Here is a 20,109-nt window from a genome sequence, read left to right on the forward strand (position 1 = left end):
CCCCGGCGCGCCCGGACCCCCTCCCGACGGGACCGGCCCGCCCGGGCGCCCCCCCACCCCCACCCCCCGCCGCGCCGCGTCCGAAGGCGCCACGTAGGGCGCCGCCGCCTCGGCCAGGATCGCGGCGCGGACCGGGTTGCCGATGTGGTGCCCCTCGACCCCGAAGGGCAGTTTCGTCGGCCAGGTGCCGCAGGCCACGGCGTCGACGCGCCGCGCGAACAGCTGGTTCACCCGGCCCAGCACGCCGTTCTGCTCGTGGATCAGCCGCGGCAGGCGCAGCATCGCCGCCGCCGCCATCGCCGGGATCGACGGATAGCCGCCGAAGCCCGCCACGACCGCCGGGCGGTCACTCCGCATCCGCCGCACCGCCGCACCGACGCCGCCGGCGATGCGGAACGGCACCGCGAGCTTCGCCAGCGGTCCGCCGCGGGCGAAGGTGGCGCTGGCCACCTCCTCGATCTCCACGGATTTCGGAAAGCCGCCGGTGTAGCGCGCGCCGCGGGCATCGGTCGACAGCCGCACCCGCCAGCCCTTCGCCAGCATCGCTTCGGCCAGGGCCTGCGCGGGGAACATGTGGCCCCCGGTGCCGCCGGCGGCGATGACGATGAGCGGGGCGTTCACCGCGCCGCTCCGCGCGCCGGGACTGCCGGCCTGCGCAGCGCGTCCACCGGCCCGGCCGGCGGCAGGCCAGGACCGCCCCGAAGGCCGGGGAGGCGTGCCGCTTCCCCGGTCATCGCACCAACGTCCCCAGACATCTCAGCGCCCCCGAGACAGGAGGATGTCGCCGATCTCGCCCTGGGGACGGGTCCGGGTGAAGGCCAGGAGCATCCCGACGGCGATCCCCCCCGCGATCAGCGAGGAGCCGCCATAGGACACGAAGGGCAGCGTCATGCCCTTGGCGGGCAGCAGCCGCACCGCCACGCCCATGTTGATCATCGCCTGCACGCCGAAGACGCAGGCAAGACCCGTGCCGGCCAGGCGGATGAACGGATCGCGCTCGCGCATCAGCCGCATCAGCGATCGCACGACGACCGTGGCGTAGAGCGCGATGATGCAGAGCACCAGGATCAGCCCGTATTCCTCGGCCGCGACGGCGATGATGAAATCGGTATGCGCGTCGGGCAGCGACCACTTCACCTGCCCCTCGCCCACGCCCACGCCGAGGAAACCGCCCTCGCGGATCGCGTCGGTCGCATAGCCGATCTGGGTCGTCGGATCGATGTCGGCGGAGAGGAAGCCGTCGATCCGGCGGGCGAAGTGCTCGGAACTCTCGTAGGCGAGCGTTCCGGCCCCGACCACCAGCACCGCGAGGCCCACCAGCAGCAGCATCGGCGCGCCGGCGACGAAATACATCACGCCCCAGGAGAACAGCACGAGGCAGGCCTGGCCGAAATCGGGCTGCATCGCCAGGAACAGGACCACGACGAAGCACAGCGCCGCCGAGAAGCTCTTGCCCGGAGGCCCGCCGACCTCCTGCGCCGCGGCCATCATCCAGGCCGAGACGACGATGAAGCCGGGTTTCAGGAACTCCGACGGCTGGACGCTGGCGAAGCCCAGCGAATACCACCGGACCGCGCCCTTGCCGAAATCGGTGCCGAGGATTGGAAGCAGCACCAGCGCGACGAAGGAGCCGAGGAAGCCGATCACCGCCAGCCGCCGCACCAGCTGCGGCGACATCAGCGTGGTCAGCCAGAGCGCGACCAGCGCGGCGCCGCCGAAGACGGCCTGACGCTTGACGTAATAGAACGGCTCGAACCCGTTGCGCGCGGCCAGCGGTGGCGACGAGGCGAGCCCGAGCAGCAGCCCGACCCCGAACAGAAGCAGGATGCACGAAAGCGACCAGCGGTCGATCGTGTTCCACCAGCGTGGAAGAATCGGTTCGCCGTCCTGCACGGGACTCGTGCCATAGACCATCTCAGTCATGGAAATGCCGCCTGCTGCCCTGCCCGTTTTCCGGGTCTGGCTGCAACACTAGCGCCCTTTCTCCCGTCACGCCAGTGTTTTGCGAATCGAGACCGCGGCCGGTGTTGCAGAAGGGTCGCCGCTTCCCGGCGTCACGGCGCGCCACGGCGGCCGCGGCTCCGCGACGCCGCAACGCCGCTGCCCCGGAAGGCGCCCGACCCGTGCCAAGGCCCGCTTCGTCGGCGCGAAGCGGCAGGGTCGCAGGCAGCGTGCGCCCCGTTGGCGCAACGCGGCAGGGTGGCGGTCAGGCGACCGTCCCGCGCCGCGCCGGCGCGCTGCGACGGCCTATGCTCAGGAGCGTTCGCGGACGATGCAGCGCGCCACCCTGCTCGGCTCTGCACCGTCCGCCCGGTGCGGAGCCGAACCGCCCGGCGGGGCCGCCCCAGAAGCCGCGGTCGTCGCAGGCCCGTCCTGGTTGCGAGCCATCGCGGACGGCGCATGGTCGCGCCATGGCCGGCCCGGACCTTGCGGGCCGCGTCGCACGCAGCGGCCTGCGGCGGCCACGGGCGCGGTCCGACGCCAAGCCTAGGCCGACATCGCTTCGCGCGACTGCGCCTCCCCCTCCTCCCCGACTGCCATGCTCCGGGCGTCCGAGAACAGGGCGACCGTGCGGTCGAGTTGCAGGGCCTCGTTCCTGGCGGCAGCGGTTGCCGCCGAGACCTCCTCGAACATGGCCGCGTTGCGCTGCGTGGAGGTGTCGAGTTCCGCAACCGAGGTGTTGATCGCCTCGATGCCGGTGGACTGGTCGACGGTCGCCTCCACGATCTCGGTCACGCGCTCCGCAACGGTCCCGATGGCCGCCTGGATCCGTTCCAGCGCCTCGCGGCTGCGCGAGACCGAGGAGACGCCCGCGGCGACATCCCGGGTGCTGCGGCCGATCAGCGTGTTGATCTCCTGCGCCGCGTCCGCCGAGCGATGCGCGAGCGCCCGGATCTCGCTGGCAACGACGGCAAAGCCGCGGCCCGCCTCGCCGGCGCGCGCGGCCTCGACCCCGGCGTTCAGCGCCAGCAGGTTGGTCTGGAAGGCGATTTCCTCGATCACCCCGATGATCCGCGCGATCTGCTCCGAGGACTCCTCGATCCCCCGCATCGCCTCCACCGTCTCGTCGGCAACCTCCCGGCTGAGGGCGGTCTGATGCTTCGCCGCCGCGGCCGCCTCCTCGACCGAGCGGGCACCGCGGGCGGTCGCCCGGACCGAGCGGGACATCTCGTCGAGCGCGGCCGAGGTCTGTTCCAGGGAGGCCGCCGACCGTTCGGTCCGCCCGGCCAGCTGCTCCATCGCCGAGGCGATCTCGCCCGAGACGGCGTTGATGTCGCGGCTGCTGCGGGAGATCTGTCCCATGACCGTGGCAAGCCGGTCCGCCGTGGCGTTGAGGCGGCGGGAGATCCGGCCGAACTGGCCCCGGTGCCTTTCGGACATCCGCGCCGTCAGGTCGCCCTCCGCGATCGCCTCGAGCACCGACGCGATGTCGCCCAGCCCGTCGCGGGCCGCGCGGTTGATGCCGTTGATGCTGTCGCAGAGCACGCGCAGCACGCCCTCCCTGCCCTCGATCCCGATCTGCCGGTCGAAATCGCCTTCGGCGCAGGCGGCGGCCACCGCCGCGATCTCCCGCGTGATCGCCTGCTCGTGTTCGCGCTCGGCCTCGAGCCGCTTCTGGCGGTCGAGCCTTTCGCGGTCCTCGGCCCGGCGCGCCTCCCGTTCGCTGTCGCGCTGGCGCCGCTCTTCCTGCTGCTCCCTTACGCGGAACTGCTCTTCCCGTTCGCGGCCGTCGGCGATCGACCGGCGGAAGGTATCGAGCGCCGCGGCGATCCGACCGATCTCGTTGTCGGTGGCATCCGGGAGCGTGGCGTCGAGATTGCCCGCCGCCATCTCCTCCGCCGCATCGGAGACCGCCAGGAGGGCCCGGCGGATCGCGTTGCCGACGCCCAGAGCAAGAAACAGCCCGCAGACGACGGCGCCGAGCGCGACCAGCGCCGACACCGCCGCGCGGATCCACTGCGACCTCCGGTGATCGGCCACGGTGGCAAGGATGTCGTCGGCGATCCGGTCCTCCAGCGCCTTCAGCATGTCGATCCGCTGTGTCTGGCCCTCGAAGAACTGGCGGCCGGTCACGCCGCCAGGCCGTTTCCCGGGGCCGGCCGACAAGGCCGCCTCGCGCATCCGTTCGACCGCCTGCGCGGCGTCGCTCTGGGCGATCTCGGCGAAGAGGCGACGGTTTTCCGGGCTTGTCCCCTCGAGGAAGGTCGCGAAATGCAGCTCCTGCCGGGCGATCAGCCGGTCGAATTTCAGGTAGGTCGGGATCGGGAACTCCGCCACCGCGAAGGCACCGGAGCCGACCGCGCGCTCGATCCCCGCAAGCTCCTTCGCGGCGAGGAACTCGGCGAAGGCGGACACCGCGCGGTAGACGTCGAGGTCGTTGCCGAGCCGCGCCGAGGCCGCGATGGCCCCGAGCATCCCGGTGTTGAGCCGGGTGTAGAAGCCGATCGCATCCGGCGCCGGAATTTCGAGCCGGTCGACCCGGGCGCGCACCTGGTCCAGCTCGCCCAGATCGGCGAGGATCGTCTTCAGCCGCTCCCGCATGGCGGGGTCGCGCGCGCGGTCGAGGAAGGTCCGGATCCGCCCCGTCGTGGCCGCGCGCAGGCGGTCGGTGTCCTGCCGCTGGCGCTTCAGATCCTCGCCGAACTGCGTGCCCCCGCTGGTCAGGAACACCGAGGTGGCGCCGCGTTCCTTCTGCTGTTCGTGCACCAGCGTCGACATCTCCGACGCGAGATCGACGGAGTCGTGCAGGCGACCGAGCGACAGCGCCTTCCCGACCTCAAGCTCCAGGATCCAGAGCGACAGGAACAGGGCGCTGAGCAGCGGCAGGGCGATCACCGCGTTCAGCGCGGTGCGGATCGGGCGATCCCCAAGAAATGTCCGAAGCATGATCGCGACCTCGACGATTGGTGTTCCTCCCGCCTACAGCACGAGTGTTCACCAATCCTTGACGCGCGGCGACATCGGGGGTCGCCGGGACGTTTCTGGCGGGCTGCCCGCATCCGCCCGCGGGCGGCGATCGCCCCGTGTCCTGCCCGCCGGGCGGCACGGCGCGGGAATCACACCGACCTCCAGGCAACGCAGCATTGCAGAAGGCGTTCACGACCCGTGCAGTCGGTTGATTCCTGTGTGGAAAAATGGTGGGTGATAACGGATTTGAACCGCTGACATCTTCGATGTGAACGAAGCGCTCTACCACTGAGCTAATCACCCAACGGGGCGGTCTTTAGCCGTCCTCGTCCGCGGGCGCAAGGGGGTCGTCGGGTTTCGGCATCGCGGACGGCTGGCGGATCTTCGCGACGACCACGGTGGCGTTGGCCTTGTTCATCGTGCGGTTGACCGAGACCTTTCCGAGCGGCGGCAGGTTCATCTCGCGCCCTTCGGCCAGCCCCTGGCCGAGGATCGCCAGCGCCGCCTCCACCGCCAGTTTCGCGTCCTTCTTCTTCAGCCCGGTGGCCACCGACACGGATTCGATCAGCTCGATCTTCTTCATCGGCGCGGCGGTTGCGACGGGGCTCACCTCCTCGACCACGGTCATGGGGGCGGTGCCTTTCGGCGCGTCGGGATCGAAGTCGTCGGTCATGTCGCGGGGCCTTTCGAATGGGTTGCGCGCAGCCTAGACCATCTCGTTGCACCTGTCAGGGGGGGGGCCGGAGCGGGCATCGCCGAATGGCGGGGACGTCAAACGCGAAAAATGGTAGCATCGCAGAGAGCTGACCAGATAGAGTCGATCCCGCCCGGAGATCACGATGGCTGAGCACACGCGCCACGATGCCTGGCAGGCCGGAGAGGCCTACGACGCCTACATGGGGCGCTGGAGCCGGCGGATCGCGCCGCTGTTCCTCGATCTGCTCGACCCCGCGCCACGGGCGGACTGGCTCGAACTCGGTTGCGGCACCGGGGGCCTGACCGGCGCCATCGTCGACCGGTGCGACCCGCGCCACGTGACCGCGCTGGAGCCGTCCGAGGGCTTCCTGCGCACGGCGCGCGAACGGATCTCGGCGGAGCGGGCGACCTTCGTGGCGGGCACGGCCGAGCGCCTCGCCACGCTTCCCGCGGCGGCGTTCGACCTGGCCGTGTCGGGGCTGGTGCTGAACTTCGTGCCCGACCGCCTGGCCGCGCTCGGCGAGATGCGGCGCGTGACCCGGCCCGGCGGCGCCGTCGCCTTCTACGTCTGGGACTATCCCGGGGGCGGCGTGGGGTTCATGCGGGCCTTCTGGACGGCGGCGGCGGCGCTCGACAAAGGGGCGGGCGACCTGACCGAGGACAGGCGGTTCCCGTTCTGCACCCGCGACGGCCTGCTCGACCTCGCGCGGGCCGCGGGGCTGACGTCTCCGTCCGTCGCGCCGCTCGAGGCGGCGTCGGTCTTCGCGGATTTCGACGACTACTGGCACCCGTTCACGCTGGGCACGGGGCCCGCCCCCGGCTATTGCGCCAGTCTTCCGGACGAGGCGCGCGCGCGGCTGAGGCAGCGGCTTTACGACACCCTGCCCCGGGAGCAGGACGGGTCCATCCGCCTTGGCCTGCGCGCCTGGGCCGCGGTGTCGCGCGCCGGATAGCTGCGGCGCGCGTTCACCGGACAAACGAAAGGGGGCGCGCCCCGCAGGACGCGCCCCCCTTTCCCTGCTCCGGCCGGACCGGATGTCGCGGCTCAGTGCGCGGTGGCGCCGGTGCCGCTTTCGCCCTTGCGCTCCAGCGCGGCCTTGGCGGCGGCGGCTTCCTCGGCGGCCTCGTCCCATTCGATGGGCTCGGGCTTCCGAACCAGCGCGTGCTCCAGCACCTCCGAGACGTGGGTGACCGGGATGATCGTCAGCCCCTCTTTCACGTTGTCGGGGATGTCCGCCAGGTCCTTCACGTTCTCCTGCGGGATCAGCACCGTCTTGATGCCGCCCCTCAGAGCCGCCAGCAGTTTCTCCTTCAACCCGCCGATCGGCATGGCATTGCCGCGCAGCGAGACCTCGCCGGTCATGGCGATGTCCTTCCGGACCGGGATCTGCGTCAGCACCGACACGATGGAGGTCACCATCGCCAGACCGGCACTGGGCCCGTCCTTCGGCGTCGCCCCGTCCGGCACGTGGACGTGGATGTCCAGCGTGTCGAACTTCGGCGGCTTCACCCCGATCTTCGGGCTGATCGAGCGGACATAGGACGACGCGGCGTCAATGGATTCCTTCATCACGTCGCCGAGTTTCCCCGTCGTCTTCATCCGACCCTTGCCGGGGAGGCGCAGCGCCTCAATGGACAGCAACTCGCCGCCCACCGACGTCCAGGCCAGGCCCGTGACGACGCCGATCTGGTCCTCCGTCTCGGCCAGGCCGTAGCGGTGCTTCTTCACCCCGAGGTATTCTTCGAGGTTGTCCGGCGTGATCACGACCTTGGTCTCGGCCTTGCGGACGATCTTGGTCACCGCCTTCCGCGCCAGCTTGGCGATCTCGCGCTCGAGGTTCCGCACCCCGGCTTCCCGGGTATAGGTGCGGATCATCTCCAGCAGCGCCTCGTCAGTGATCTCGAACTCGCCCTTCTTCAGGCCGTGGTTCTTGATCTGCTTGCCGATCAGGTGGCGCTTGGCGATCTCGGACTTCTCGTCCTCGGTGTAGCCCGCCAGCGGGATGATCTCCATCCGGTCCAGAAGCGGCCCCGGCATGTTGTAGCTGTTGGCCGTGGTCAGGAACATCACGTCGCTGAGGTCGTATTCCACCTCGAGATAGTGGTCCACGAAGGTCGAGTTCTGTTCCGGATCCAGCACCTCCAGCATCGCCGAGGCGGGGTCGCCGCGGAAGTCCTGGCCCATCTTGTCGATCTCGTCGAGCAGGATCAGCGGATTGGTCGTCTTCGCCTTCTTCAGCGCCTGGATGATCTTGCCGGGCATGGAGCCGATGTAGGTCCGACGGTGGCCGCGGATCTCCGACTCGTCCCGGACACCGCCGAGCGAGATGCGGATGAACTCGCGCCCCGTGGCCTTCGCCACCGACTTGCCGAGCGAGGTCTTGCCGACGCCCGGAGGGCCGACGAGGCACATGATCGGCCCCTTCAGCTTCTTCGAGCGCTGCTGCACCGCCAGGTACTCGACGATCCGCTCCTTCACCTTGTCGAGGCTGTAGTGGTCGTCGTCCAGCACCTTCTGGGCATGGGTCAGGTCCTTCTTGACGCGCGACTTCACGCCCCACGGGATCGACAGCATCCACTCGAGGTAGTTCCGGACCACCGTCGCCTCGGCGCTCATCGGGCTCATGTTCTTGAGCTTCTTGACCTCGCCTTCCGCCTTTTCACGGGCTTCCTTCGAAAGCTTGGTCTCGGCGATGCGCTTCTCCAGCTCGGCGACCTCGTTCTGGCCCTCCTCGCCGTCGCCCAGCTCCTTCTGGATCGCCTTCATCTGCTCGTTCAGATAGTATTCGCGCTGCGTGCGCTCCATCTGCGACTTGACGCGGGTCTTGATCTTGCGCTCGACCTGAAGGACCGACATCTCGCCCTGCATCAGGCCGAAGATCTTCTCCAGCCGCTCGGCGACCGACAGCGTTTCCAGCAGGTCCTGCTTCTGGCTGACTTCCACGCCGAGATGCCCGGCGACCAGGTCGGCCAGCTTGTCGGCCTCCCGCGTCTCCGAGACCGAGGACAGCGCCTCCTCGGGGATGTTCTTCTTCACCTTGGCGTAACGCTCGAACTCCTCGCCGACCGAACGGACCAGCGCCGCCACGGTGTCGGGATCGCCCGTCTCCTCCTCCAGGACCTCGGCCCGGGCCTCGAAGAAGCGGTCGTTCTGCAGGTATTCGGTGATCTTCACCCGCGCGCGGCCCTCGACCAGCACCTTCACGGTGCCGTCGGGCAGCTTCAGCAGTTGCAGCACGTTGGCCAGGACGCCGACGTTGTAGATGCCGTCGGCGGTCGGATCGTCCACGCCCGGGTCGATCTGGCTCGACAGCAGGATCTGCTTGTCGTCGGCCATCACCTCCTCCAGCGCGCGCACGGACTTGTCGCGCCCGACGAACAGCGGAACGATCATGTGAGGAAACACCACGATGTCGCGCAGCGGCAGCACGGGGTAGGAATGGCTCAGATGCTCGGTCATTTTTTTATCCCTTGTTAGCGAAAAGGCGCTTGTCCCGCTTCGCGGCAACGTAGTCCTTTTCCGGTCTCGGTCGAATATCTGGTATGCTGAACCGGTCAGTTCAACCACGTCCTGTGATTTCTGCCGGGCATCATGCCCCCGCGGCTGCGGGGCCACAAGGGCGTTGAGGACGGCGGTCCCGTCCGGCCACGGCAAATGCGGACAATGCGCTGGAATCGCGCGCTTCTTGTCGCGGCCGCGATCACACGGGGGCTGCGGCGCGATTCAGAGCGGAGGAATGTCGCCCTCGGCCCGCGCGGCGTGGAATCCGGCCTCCCATGCGGCGAACCCTCCCGCCGCGATGGCGTCGCGCATTCCCTGCATCAGGTCCTGGTAATAGGTCAGGTTGTGCCAGGTCAGCAGCATCCCCGAGATCATCTCCTGCGCCCGGAAGACGTGGTGCAGGTAGGCGCGGGAGTAGTTGCGGCAGGCCGGGCAGCGGCAGTCCTCGTCCAGCGGGCGCGGATCGTCCTGGTGGCGGGCATTCTTGATGTTCACCACACCGCGCCGCGTGAAGGCCTGCCCCGTCCGCCCCGACCGCGACGGCAGCACGCAGTCCATCATGTCGATGCCGCGCTTCACCGCGCCGACGATGTCGTCGGGCTTGCCCACCCCCATCAGATAGCGCGGCCTGTCCTGGGGCAGCTCCCCCGTGGCGTGGTCCAGACAGGCGAACATCGCCTCCTGCCCCTCGCCCACCGCAAGGCCGCCCACCGCGTAGCCGTCGAAGCCGATCCGCTTCAGCTCTGCCGCGCTCTCGGCCCTCAGGTCCGGCTCCAGCCCGCCCTGCTGGATGCCGAACAGCGCATGGCCGGGCCGGTCGCCGAACGCCTCCCGCGACCGCTCGGCCCAGCGCATCGACAACCGCATCGACTCCTCGATGCGCCCCCGCTCGGCGGGCAGCGCGGGACATTCGTCGAAACACATCACGATGTCGCTGCCCAGAAGCCGCTGGATCTCCATGCTCCGCTCCGGCGTCAGCTCGTGCCGCGAGCCGTCGATATGCGACTTGAACGTGACCCCCCGCTCGGTCAGCTTCCTGAGGTCGGCCAGCGACATCACCTGGAACCCGCCCGAATCCGTCAGGATCGGACCGCTCCAGTCCATGAACCTGTGCAGGCCGCCCAGCAGCGCCACCCGTTCCGCCGTGGGCCGCAGCATCAGGTGATAGGTGTTGCCCAGCAGGATGTCCGCCCCCGTCTGGCGCACCGAGGCGGGCAGCATCGCCTTCACCGTGCCCGCCGTTCCGACCGGCATGAAGGCGGGCGTGCGGATCTCGCCCCGCGGGGTCGAGATGACGCCGGTGCGGGCGGACCCGTCGGTGGCATTGAGTGCGAAGGAGAAGCGGTCGGTCATGCCCCGCCTCCTACTCCGCCGCCCGAAGCGGCGCAATCTCCACGCCCCCCGATCGAGACAGTTGATTTCCCCGCGGCGATGCCCAATCCTGAAGCTGACTTCCGCAACGTCACCCCGCCGCAAGGACGCCGCCCGTGCCCCGCATACCTCTCCTCACCGGCGCCGCGACCCTCGCCGCGCTCCTTGCCGCCGCGACGCCCGCCCTCCCCCAGGGCTACGGCAACAGCTACGGCAGCCCCCAGGGCCGCCCCGCAGCCCCTGCCGCCTCCGCCGACATCGGCGGCGTGCTGGGCGGCTTCCGCGACGGCACGGATCGGCTCTGCGCGAATGTCGACCCAGCCTACCGGGTCGACTGCGTCGCCGATTATTTCAACTGGCTCGCCGACCGCCTGCCGGCATCGGCGGAATTCGGCGAGGCCCAGAGCATCGTGCGCAACGCCGCGCGGCAACTGAACCAGGTCGCCCGCCAGAACGCCTCGCGCACGCAGGCCCCGGCGGTGATCCGCCAGAGCCGCTCGGCCTCGGCAAAGAAGACAAGCCGCCCGGTGGTTCCCGTGGCGCCGGAACGCCAGGCCGCCGCCCGCGCCGCCGCCGCCGCCATCGTGCAGGAGACCCGGACGCTGCTGCTGCGCGCCGCCGAGGGCCCCGCCCGCCGCAAGCTCGCCTTCACCCGGATCGCCGAGGCGGTCGGCGAGTCCCGGAAGATCCTGCTGCGCTCGACCTGAGGCACCGACCGGCGGTGTCGGGCCGGACCGGCAGAGCCGTGCAGACTCCGGTCTGGCCTTCGGAGCCGTGTTTTGCTGGCCCCGCACCCGGTTCCCCGCTAAACCCCGTCCAGCCCGAAGCAGCGGAAAGCGCCCATGTCCGACAGCCCCGCATCCCCCTTCCGCCTCGGCTGGGAAGAGTGGTGCGCCCTGCCCGCGCTGGGCCTTCCGGCGATCCGCGCCAAGGTCGATACCGGCGCCCGCACCTCCGCGCTCCACGCCTTCGACATCGAGCCCTTCGGCCCCGCGGCGAAGCCCAAGGTGCGCTTCGCCGTCCATCCGATCCCGGGCCGTCACGACCTGACCATCGCCTGCTCGGCCCTGATCCACGACCGCCGCGAGGTCACGTCGAGCAACGGCGAGACGGAGTTCCGCTATGTGATCCAGAGCGAGATCGCCATGGGCGGGCGTAGCTGGCCGGTGGAACTGACGCTGACCGACCGCGGCTCCATGGCCTACCGGATGCTGCTCGGCCGCCAGGGGATCGCCCCCGACATGGTGGTCGCGCCGTCGGAAAGGCTCTGCCAGCCCGAGCTGAGCTTCGACGTCTACAGCAGCGCGAAGGTCCGCGCCACGGCCCCCCGCCGGTCCCTCCGCCTCGCCATCCTCAGCCGCGAGGCGAAAAGCTACACCGCCCGCCGCCTCGTGGAAGAAGCGGAATCGCGCGGTCATACGGTCGAGGTCATCGACACGACGCGCTGCTACATGGCGATCAACGCGATCCAGCCGGAAGTCCACTACGACGGCAAGCGCCTGCCCCGTTACGACGCCGTGATCCCGCGGATCGGCCCCGCGCTCACGCCCTACGGCACCGCGGTGATCCGCCAGTTCGAGACGATCGGCACCCATTCGGTCAACGGCTCGGAAGGGATCATGGCGAGCCGCGACAGGATCTTCGCGCAGCAGGTGCTGGCCCGCTACCACATCGGGATGCCCGCCACCGCCTTCGCCGCCTCGCCGAAGGACACGGCGAACCTGATCGGCCTCGTCGGCAAGGCGCCCCTGCTGGTCAAGCTGCTGGACACAGGCCAGGGCGGCCCCTCGGTGCTGGCCGAGAGCCGGGCGGCGGCGGATTCGGTGATCGCCGCCTTCCGGGGGCTCAGGGCCAACTTCCTGGTGCAGGACTATCTGAAGGACGCCACAGAAAGCATCCGCTGCCTCGTCATCGCGAACAAGGTCGCCGCGTCGATCCGCCGCCCCCTGCCCGGCAGCGAAAAGCCCCTGGAAACCATCAGGTTGCGCCGCAGCGAGCGGGAGGCGGCCCTGCGCGCCGCCCGCGCCTTCAAGCTGGGATTCGCCACCGTGGACCTGCTGCGCACCGCGGAGGGGCCGAAAGTTCTGGACCTAAACGCGACGCCGGGACTTGAAGCCCTTGAAACCGCCAGCGGCCGCAACCTTGCGGCGCCGCTGGTCGATGCCATCGAAAAGCGCGTCCGCCCCGCCCCCGTCCGCAAGGGAAGGGCCGCCGCAACGGAGAGCTGATGCACGCACGCCGTCTTGTCCGCCTGCTGGCGCTGACCCTCGCCCTTCTCGTCGCCACCGCCGCCGCCGACACGGCCCGCGCGCAGGACACCGAAGCCTGGTTCGAGATCCCCGAGCTGAACGTCGGCCTGCCGCCCCCTGCGGATCACGTCGACCGGCGGACCGCCTATCACGCGATGGCGACCTTCATCGACACCCTGGCCGAGAACCGGGACGTGAGCGCGGCGCAGGTGCTGAACCTCGACGTGGTCCCCGAACAGCAGCAGCTGGTGCGGGGGCCGGAGCTGGCCCGGAAACTGGGCGAGGTGCTGGACCGCAAGGTGATCGTCCCCTGGCGCAAGCTCCTCGACCGGCCCGACAACCTGGATGCCGACGCCGGCACCAACACCGCCGCCGCCGGGCAGGCGCGCCGCTCGATCCTGATCGCCTACATCGACGGGCCGCGGCGCGAGGTCGAGATCCGGATGAACCGGGTCAAGACCCCCGAGGGCGACCCGGTCTGGGTCTTCTCGCGCGAGACGGTGTCGCTGATCGAGCCGCTCTACCAGATGCACGGCCCGACCCGGCTGGAAGAGATGATGCCCGACATCCTCCGCCGCGACTCGATCATGGGACTCGCTTGGTGGGAGTTGCTGGCGCTGCCGCTCCTGCTGCTGGTGGCCTGGCTTGCGGGGAAACTCAGCTACCGCATGTTCTCCTGGCGGTCGGAGAAGGCGAACCACCCCTGGGCCGAGCTGGCGCTCGACGCCATGCGCTGGCCCTCGGTGATCGTCGTCGTCTCCACCGTGCTGCTCTTCGCCACCCAGTGGCTGCTGGTCTTCTCCGGCCCGATCTCGGCCATCTTCAACCCGCTGGTCGTCGTCGGCTATGTCGTGGCCGTCGTGATGTTCCTGCTAAAGGTCATCGACACCGCCATGCGCCAGTTCGTCACCTTCGACATGGGCGAGCTGTCGAGCCACGACCAGGCCGACAACCGCACCCTCGCCACCGCGATGAGCGCGGCGCGGCGGGTGATCGTCATCCTTGCCACCGTGGTCTCGGCGGGCTTCATCCTGTCCGCGGCGCGCCTCTCGTCGATGCTGGGCCTGTCGCTGCTGGCCTCGGCCGGGGCGGTTACGCTGATCCTCGGCTTCGCGGCGCGCCGGGTGCTCGGCAACATCCTCGCCTCGCTCCAGATCATGCTGAACCGTTCGGCCCGGATCGGCGACCAGATCAGCTTCGAGGACCAGTGGTGCACGGTCGAGCGGATCCACTTCACCTATGTCCAGCTCAAGGTCTGGAACGGCGACCGGCTGGTGGTGCCGGTCGAACGGTTCATCTCGGAACACTTCCGCAGCTACACGCTCGCCGACTCGGCGCAGGACCGGACCGTCAGGATCACGCTCTCGCACCTTGCCGACATGGACGCGGTGCGCGAGGCGTTCGAGAGGATCGTGCGCGGACAGGAGGGCGTGACGGACCCGGACGAGGCGAAGATGCTGCTGGTCGAACACGATGCCTTCGGCCCGGTCGCGCGCTTCCAGTTCCCGGTGTCGAACCCCAACGACGGCTGGGATACGGAATGCGCGATCCGCGAGGAGCTGATGACCGCGCTCCAGTCGATCCAGGACAGCACGGGCCGTCCGACCCTGCCCCGCGCCGCCTTCGACCAGCCCGACGGATAGGGCGCCCTCCCGGCGCGCGCACTGGACCTTTCCCGGCGAAATCCTTATATCTTTGCTCAACTATTCCCGACGAGGACGCCATGACCGCAAATCCCGACACCCCGCTGGAAGGCGCGCCGCTGATCCGCCCCTCGACCACCGACCACCCGCTCTACGACCAGGTGGTGGAGGCCTGCCGCACCGTCTACGATCCCGAGATCCCGGTGAACATCTACGACCTCGGGCTGGTCTATACCGTCGACATCAGCCCCGAGAACGACGTGCTGATCCTGATGAGCCTCACCGCCCCGGGCTGCCCCGTCGCGGGCGAGATGCCGGGCTGGGTGGCCGAGGCGATCGAGCCGCTGCCGGGGGTCAAGACGGTGGACGTGCAGATCACGTGGGATCCGCCCTGGGGCATGGAGATGATGTCGGACGAGGCGCGGCTCGAACTCGGCTTCATGTGAGCCGTCGCAGAACCGTCACGGGGACGAGATGCGGCTGTCACACAAGGGCGCGACAAGGGGCGTACTCCTTTCAGACATCGCATTCGTTTCCGGAAAGGGCGGTCCCCAAGCCGCCCTCATTCCGTTCCGGCCTCCCTCTTGAGAGGGTGCCGCGAAGGGCCTAGGTTGAGAGCAGACCAGAAAGGACATCCCATGTTCGCGATCCCCGGAAAACAGGCCGTCACGCTGACCCCCGCCGCACAGCGCCAGATTTCCCGCCTGATGGCGCGGGACGGGCACAAGGGCCTGCGGATCGGCGTAAAGAAGGGCGGCTGCGCGGGCATGGAATACACCATGGACTACGCGACCGAGATCGACCCGATGGACGAGGTGGTCGAGGTCGAGGGCGCGCGGGTGATGATCGCGCCCATGGCGCAGATGTTCCTGTTCGGCACCGAGATCGACTATCAGACCTCGCTGCTGGAATCGGGCTTCAAGTTCCGCAACCCGAACGTGGCCGATGCCTGCGGTTGCGGCGAATCGATCAAGTTCAAGGAAGTGAGCGAGCTGGCCGCCGAACAGGGCGCTAAGTAGCGCCCTGCTCCCGCGCCCGCATGGCGTTGCGGGCGACGAAGGGAATCGAGATCAGGTAGGCCAGCGTGCTGACCGCCAGCGTCACCCAGGTATAGGTCAGCAGCGCAGCGATGAAGCCGATCACGGCGATCATCAGGTAACGCGCCTTTTCCCGCGCGATGGTGGTCTTCTTCAGCGACAGCGTCGGGATCCGGCTGACCATCAGCAGGCCGACGGCGACGATCCAGACGCAGATGGCGAATTCCGGCAGCGGCTCGTCCGGCGTGAGGTCGAAGGTGAAGGCCAGGTACATCGGCAGCATCACCAGCACCGCCCCCGCGGGGGCCGGAACCCCCACGAAGTAATCCGACGCCGGCGCCTTGTCGTCGCTTGCCGCGCGCGCGCCCACGTTGAAGCGCGCAAGGCGGATCACGCAGCAGACGGCGAAGATCAGGAGCGCGATCCAGCCCTCGTTGCGCATGTCCTGCAGCGCCCAGAGATAGACCAGCAGCACCGGCGCCACGCCGAAGTTCACGAAATCGGCCAGCGAATCGAGCTCGGCACCGATTTCGCTCTCGCTCTTCAGGATCCGCGCCACCCGCCCGTCGAGCCCGTCGAGGACGCCGGCCAGCAGGATCAGCCGCACCGCGCGCTCGAAATTGCCCTCGATCCCGAAACGCAGCGCGGTGAGGCCCGCGCAGATGGCCGCGAGGGTCAGCAGGTTCGGCAGAAGCTGGATGATCAGCATCTCCGACTTCGGGGATTTCTCGGGAAGCTGCTCGCTCATGCCGCACGTCCCTCGCGCCGCGCCTCGTCCGAGGTCAGGTCCGCCAGCACCGTCTCGCCCGCGACCATCGCTTGTCCCACCACGACCAGCGGCGCGACGCCCTCGGGCAGGTAGACGTCGACGCGGCTGCCGAAGCGGATCAGCCCGAACCGCTCGCCCGTCGCCAGAACGGCATCGGCGGCGGTGAAGCAGACGATGCGCCGCGCCACCAGCCCCGCGATCTGCACCACGGCGATCCGGCGGCCGTCGGCGATTTCCAGGCACAGCGAGTTGCGCTCGTTGTCCTTGCTCGCCTTGTCGAGGGAGGCGTTGAAAAACTTGCCCGGACGATAGGCCACCGTCTCGACCCGCCCCGCGACGGGGGTGCGGTTCACGTGGCAGTTGAAGACGTTCATGAAGACGCTGACCCGGGTCAGTGCCGTTTCGCCCATGTTCAGCTCGGCCGGGGGCACCGCCGGTTCGATCAGCGAGACGACGCCGTCCGCGGGGCTGACGATCAGGCCGGGCCGCGTGGGCGTCACCCGCACCGGATCGCGGAAGAAGTAGTAGCACCAGACCGTGGCGCCGACGCCGAGCCAGCCGAGCGGTTCCCACAGCAGGAACAGCACCAGCGCGATCGCCGCGAAGATCGCCACGAAGCGGCGCCCCTCGGGGTGCATCGGCTTGACGAAGGTGGACATCATGTTCATCGGCTGGACTCCTGCGCCGGCAAGGGGCGTCTCCGTCTCGCAGAAATCGGCGGCGCGCACAATGCGGCGCACCCTCTGACGCTGCGCCGATTTGCCCCGCCCCCGCGCACGCGCTATGCCTGAGGCAACGCACAGCGAAAAGGATGGACCCATGAGCACGCCCCGCAAACTCGCCGCCGGCAACTGGAAGATGAACGGCACCGCCGCCGAGCTGTCGGAGGTGAAGACGCTGCTGGCCGAGCAGGCAGCGCCGGGCTGCGACGTGCTGCTGTGTCCGCCCGCGACGCTGATCCACCGGATGGCGCAGGCGGCGGAGGGCAGCATTCTGAAGGTCGGCGGGCAGGACTGCCATGCGCGGCAGTCGGGCGCGCACACCGGCGACATCTCGGCGGCGATGCTGAAGGATGCGGGCGCGAGCCACGTGATCCTCGGCCATTCCGAGCGGCGCGCCGACCACGGCGAGAGCGACGAGGACGTGCGCGCCAAGGCCGAGGCGGCGCTGGCGGCGGGCCTCGTCGCGGTGATCTGCGTCGGCGAGACGCTGGAGCAGCGGGAGTCGGGCGCGACGCTCGACATCGTGGCGGCGCAGCTGGGCGGCTCGATCCCCGACGATGTTTCGGCCGGGACGCTGGTCGTCGCCTACGAACCCGTCTGGGCCATCGGCACCGGGAAGGTGCCCGAGACGGCGCAGATCGCCGAAGTGCACGATTTCATCCGCGCGCGCCTGTCCTCGCGCTTCGGCGAGGCGGGGCAAGGCGTGGCGCTGCTCTATGGCGGGTCGGTGAAGCCGTCGAACGCGGCCGAGATCTTCGCGGTGGAGAACGTGAACGGCGCGCTGGTCGGCGGCGCCTCGCTGAAGGCGGCGGACTTCGGCGCCATCGTCGCGGCCCTCTCCGACGCCTGAGGCCGCGCACCCCGCCTTGCGGATGGCCGCGGCGCAGGACTAAGCTCCGCGCGACCGCCCAGCCCCCTCACCCCGGCCCTCTCCCCGTGGGGGAGAGGGAGCCCCTCCCAGATCCACGAGGATTCGCCCGCGTGACCAAGACCGTCTTCATCCTGAACGGCCCGAACCTGAACCTGCTCGGCCAGCGCCAGCCCGAGATCTACGGCCGCGACACGCTGGCCGATGTCGAGGCCACCTGTTCGGAAGTCGCCGCCGCCTTCGGGCTGACGGTGCGCCTGCTCCAGAGCAACTGGGAAGGCCAGATCATCGACTGGATCCACGAGGCGCGCCACGAGGCTGCGGGCATCGTCATCAATCCCGGCGCCTTCACCCACACCTCGGTCGCGATCCTCGATGCGCTGAACACCTTCGAGGGGCCGGTGCTGGAGGTGCACATCTCGAACGTCCACAGGCGCGAGAGCTTCCGCCACCACTCCTACGTCTCGCTGCGCGCCGATGGCGTGATCGCGGGCTTCGGCGTCGAGGGCTATGCGCTGGCGACACGGCGCATGGGCAGCCTTCTCGGCGCCTGACTTCCATTCCCCTACCCCCGACAGGAAAGACACCGATGCAGAATCCCGAGAACACGTTCAAGGCCGCGCTGAAGGCGGGCCGCTCCCAGGTCGGGATCTGGAACTCGATCTCCGAGCCCTCGGTGGTCGAGATGCTGGCGGGGGCCGGGTTCGACTGGATGCTGATCGACGCCGAGCACACGCCGCTGTCGGACCTTGCCGTGATGCAGACGCTCCAGTGCGTCGCCGCCTATCCGACCGCGCCGGTGGTGCGCGTGGTGGCCAACGACACGGCGGCGATCAAGCGGCTGCTCGACATCGGCGCGCAGACGCTGATGGTGCCCTATGTCGAGACCGCGCAGCAGGCGCAGGCGGCGGTCGACGCCATGCGCTATGGCCCCGAGGGCGTGCGCGGCTTCGCGGGCCTGACCCGGGCCAGCCGCTATGGCCAGGTCGCAGGCTACGGGCAGACGGCGTCGGACCAGCTCTGCCTGCTGGTGCAGGTCGAGACGAGGACGGGGATCCAGAACCTCGACGCCATCGCGGCCGTCGACGGGGTGGACGGCGTGTTCATCGGCCCGGCCGATCTTGCCGCCTCCATGGGCCATCCCGGGAACACCGGGCATCCGGAGGTCGTCGCTGCCGTGGAAGGTGCGGTGGCGCGGCTGAAGGCGCTCGGGATGCCCTCGGGGTTCCTCAGCCTCGACGAGGCGATGAACGCGCGCTGCATCGAGCTTGGCACCACCTTCACCGCCGTCGGCGTGGACATCGCCCTGCTGATCTCCGGGGTGAAGGCGCTGCGCGCGCGGTTCTGAGGCTGCGGTGCAACTGACGGCGCGCCCCCCGCGCGGGCGGGCGCGTCAGAAGCCGACGTTCCCCGCCCCCTTGGTGCCGAGCATCGCCCGCGCCTCGTCGGCGCTCGCGATGTCGAGCGACAGCTCGGTCAGGATCGTGCGGATGCGGGTGACCATCGCCGCGTTGCTCTCGGCCAGCTGACCCTTGCCGAGGTAGAGGTTGTCCTCCAGCCCCACGCGGCAGTGGCCGCCCAGGATCGCCCCCATGGTGACGAAGGGGAACTGGTGCCGCCCCGCCGCCAGCACCGACAGGTAGTAGTCGTCGCCGAACAGCCGGTCCGCCGTCGCCTTCATGTGCATCAGGTTCTCGGGCTCGGCGCCGATGCCGCCGAGGATGCCGAAGATCGCCTGCACGAAGAAGGGCGGCTCGATCAGCCTGCGGTCGGCGAAATGGGCGAGGTTGTAGAGGTGCCCGACATCGTAGCACTCGAACTCGAACTTCGTGCCGTGGGCGCCGACCTCGGTCATCGCCCGCTCGATCTGGTCGAAGGTGTTCGACATGATGTTGCCGGTGGTGCGGGCGAGATAGGGCTGCTCCCAGTCGTGCAGGAAGGTGTCGATCTTCCGCCCCGCCCCGGCGATGTTGAAGTTGAACGACCCCATGTTCATCGACGCCAGCTCGGGCCTGGCCCAGTTGGCGGGGGCGAGCCGTTCGTCGAGGCTCATGCCCAGCCCGCCCCCCGTGGTGATGTTGAGGATCGCGTCGCAGCGGTCGCGGATCTCGGGCAGGAACTGCCGGAACAGCTCGGGGTCCTGCAACGGCCGCCCGTCCTCGGGATCCCGCGCGTGGAGGTGCAGCACCGCCGCCCCCGCCTCGGCCGCGCCGATGGCGCTTTCGGCGATCTGCCTCGGCGTCAGCGGCAGGTAGGGCGACATCGACGGCGTCGCGATGGCGCCCGTCACGGCGCAGGAGATGATGACCTTGTCGGCGCGGCGCATGTCGTTTCCTTCGGTGTC

General features: G+C 69.5%; 18 protein-coding genes and 1 tRNA gene. 9 read left to right on the forward strand and 10 right to left on the reverse strand.

What is annotated here, in order from left to right:
* From A7B20_RS09730 to A7B20_RS09750, 5 genes are all read right to left on the reverse strand, one after another.
* The coding region (locus A7B20_RS09730) for a UDP-N-acetylglucosamine--N-acetylmuramyl-(pentapeptide) pyrophosphoryl-undecaprenol N-acetylglucosamine transferase (protein ID WP_172960990.1) at window positions 1–621 on the reverse strand (621 nt) is incomplete at its 3' end.
* A 135-nt stretch (window positions 622–756) separates the two neighbouring features.
* Entirely contained in the window at window positions 757–1,923 is a 1,167-nt protein-coding gene (gene ftsW, locus A7B20_RS09735) for a putative lipid II flippase FtsW (protein WP_102108387.1), read from the reverse strand.
* Between the two features lie 564 nt (window positions 1,924–2,487).
* Window positions 2,488–4,887, reverse strand: coding sequence for a methyl-accepting chemotaxis protein (locus A7B20_RS09740; RefSeq protein WP_102108388.1), 2,400 nt, complete (start codon window positions 4,885–4,887; stop codon window positions 2,488–2,490).
* 249 nt (window positions 4,888–5,136) lie between these two features.
* A tRNA-Val gene (locus A7B20_RS09745) sits at window positions 5,137–5,211 on the reverse strand.
* 13 nt (window positions 5,212–5,224) lie between these two features.
* Entirely contained in the window at window positions 5,225–5,581 is a 357-nt protein-coding gene (locus A7B20_RS09750; RefSeq protein ID WP_245866775.1) for an HU family DNA-binding protein, read from the reverse strand.
* A gap of 166 nt (window positions 5,582–5,747) precedes the next feature.
* On the opposite strand from A7B20_RS09750, the gene A7B20_RS09755 reads away from it, so the two are divergent.
* Window positions 5,748–6,557, forward strand: a complete 810-nt coding sequence (locus A7B20_RS09755) for a class I SAM-dependent methyltransferase (protein ID WP_102108389.1) — start codon at window positions 5,748–5,750, stop codon at window positions 6,555–6,557.
* Window positions 6,558–6,649: 92 nt separating this feature from the next.
* Here the strand turns inward: A7B20_RS09755 and lon are convergent, their stop codons facing one another.
* Together lon and tgt are read right to left on the reverse strand one after the other, a co-directional pair.
* Complete coding sequence (gene lon, locus A7B20_RS09760) at window positions 6,650–9,064, reverse strand: endopeptidase La (protein WP_102108390.1); 2,415 nt, start codon at window positions 9,062–9,064, stop codon at window positions 6,650–6,652.
* A 264-nt stretch (window positions 9,065–9,328) separates the two neighbouring features.
* Window positions 9,329–10,459: a tRNA guanosine(34) transglycosylase Tgt gene (gene tgt / locus A7B20_RS09765; RefSeq protein ID WP_102108391.1), complete on the reverse strand. Its 1,131-nt coding sequence runs from the start codon at window positions 10,457–10,459 to the stop codon at window positions 9,329–9,331.
* Window positions 10,460–10,593: 134 nt separating this feature from the next.
* On the opposite strand from tgt, the gene A7B20_RS09770 reads away from it, so the two are divergent.
* The 5 genes from A7B20_RS09770 to A7B20_RS09790 all read left to right on the forward strand — a co-directional run bounded on the left by A7B20_RS09770 (window position 10,594) and on the right by A7B20_RS09790 (window position 15,388).
* Window positions 10,594–11,184 (forward strand): hypothetical protein, encoded by a 591-nt coding sequence (locus tag A7B20_RS09770; protein ID WP_102108392.1) that lies wholly within the window; start codon window positions 10,594–10,596, stop codon window positions 11,182–11,184.
* A 135-nt stretch (window positions 11,185–11,319) separates the two neighbouring features.
* Window positions 11,320–12,705 (forward strand): RimK family alpha-L-glutamate ligase, encoded by a 1,386-nt coding sequence (locus A7B20_RS09775; protein WP_102108393.1) that lies wholly within the window; start codon window positions 11,320–11,322, stop codon window positions 12,703–12,705.
* Entirely contained in the window at window positions 12,705–14,369 is a 1,665-nt protein-coding gene (locus A7B20_RS09780) for a mechanosensitive ion channel family protein (RefSeq protein ID WP_102108394.1), read from the forward strand. Before A7B20_RS09775 ends, A7B20_RS09780 begins: the two co-directional genes overlap by 1 nt.
* Window positions 14,370–14,449: 80 nt before the next feature.
* On the forward strand, window positions 14,450–14,815 hold the full coding sequence (locus A7B20_RS09785; RefSeq protein ID WP_102108395.1) for an SUF system Fe-S cluster assembly protein: 366 nt from the start codon (window positions 14,450–14,452) through the stop codon (window positions 14,813–14,815).
* 192 nt (window positions 14,816–15,007) lie between these two features.
* A complete protein-coding gene (locus A7B20_RS09790) occupies window positions 15,008–15,388 on the forward strand; it encodes a HesB/IscA family protein (protein ID WP_102108396.1) in 381 nt (126 codons plus the stop codon).
* Here the strand turns inward: A7B20_RS09790 and pssA are convergent.
* Together pssA and A7B20_RS09800 are read right to left on the reverse strand one after the other, a co-directional pair.
* Window positions 15,381–16,154, reverse strand: a complete 774-nt coding sequence (gene pssA / locus A7B20_RS09795) for a CDP-diacylglycerol--serine O-phosphatidyltransferase (protein ID WP_102108397.1) — start codon at window positions 16,152–16,154, stop codon at window positions 15,381–15,383. The two genes, A7B20_RS09790 and pssA, sit on opposite strands and share 8 nt — an antisense overlap.
* The gene (locus A7B20_RS09800) at window positions 16,151–16,843 is read right to left on the reverse strand and encodes a phosphatidylserine decarboxylase (RefSeq protein ID WP_102108398.1); all 693 of its coding nucleotides are present in this window, start codon (window positions 16,841–16,843) and stop codon (window positions 16,151–16,153) included. Before A7B20_RS09800 ends, pssA begins: the two co-directional genes overlap by 4 nt.
* Before the next feature lie 151 nt (window positions 16,844–16,994).
* Between A7B20_RS09800 and tpiA the strand changes: the two genes are divergently transcribed.
* The 3 genes from tpiA (at window position 16,995) to A7B20_RS09815 (ending at window position 19,113) form a co-directional block, all read left to right on the forward strand.
* Window positions 16,995–17,747: a triose-phosphate isomerase gene (gene tpiA, locus A7B20_RS09805; protein ID WP_102108399.1), complete on the forward strand. Its 753-nt coding sequence runs from the start codon at window positions 16,995–16,997 to the stop codon at window positions 17,745–17,747.
* A gap of 131 nt (window positions 17,748–17,878) precedes the next feature.
* Entirely contained in the window at window positions 17,879–18,319 is a 441-nt protein-coding gene (gene aroQ / locus A7B20_RS09810; protein WP_102108400.1) for a type II 3-dehydroquinate dehydratase, read from the forward strand.
* Between the two features lie 35 nt (window positions 18,320–18,354).
* Window positions 18,355–19,113, forward strand: coding sequence for an aldolase/citrate lyase family protein (locus tag A7B20_RS09815; RefSeq protein ID WP_102108401.1), 759 nt, complete (start codon window positions 18,355–18,357; stop codon window positions 19,111–19,113).
* 45 nt (window positions 19,114–19,158) lie between these two features.
* Here A7B20_RS09815 and kce read toward each other — a convergent pair whose 3' ends face one another.
* Complete coding sequence (gene kce / locus A7B20_RS09820; RefSeq protein ID WP_102108402.1) at window positions 19,159–20,091, reverse strand: 3,5-dioxohexanoate:acetyl-CoA acetone transferase; 933 nt, start codon at window positions 20,089–20,091, stop codon at window positions 19,159–19,161.
* Window positions 20,092–20,109: the final 18 nt, after the last annotated feature.

The organism is Oceaniglobus roseus, from assembly GCF_002869745.1.
GTDB classification, from domain to species: domain Bacteria; phylum Pseudomonadota; class Alphaproteobacteria; order Rhodobacterales; family Rhodobacteraceae; genus Oceaniglobus; species Oceaniglobus roseus.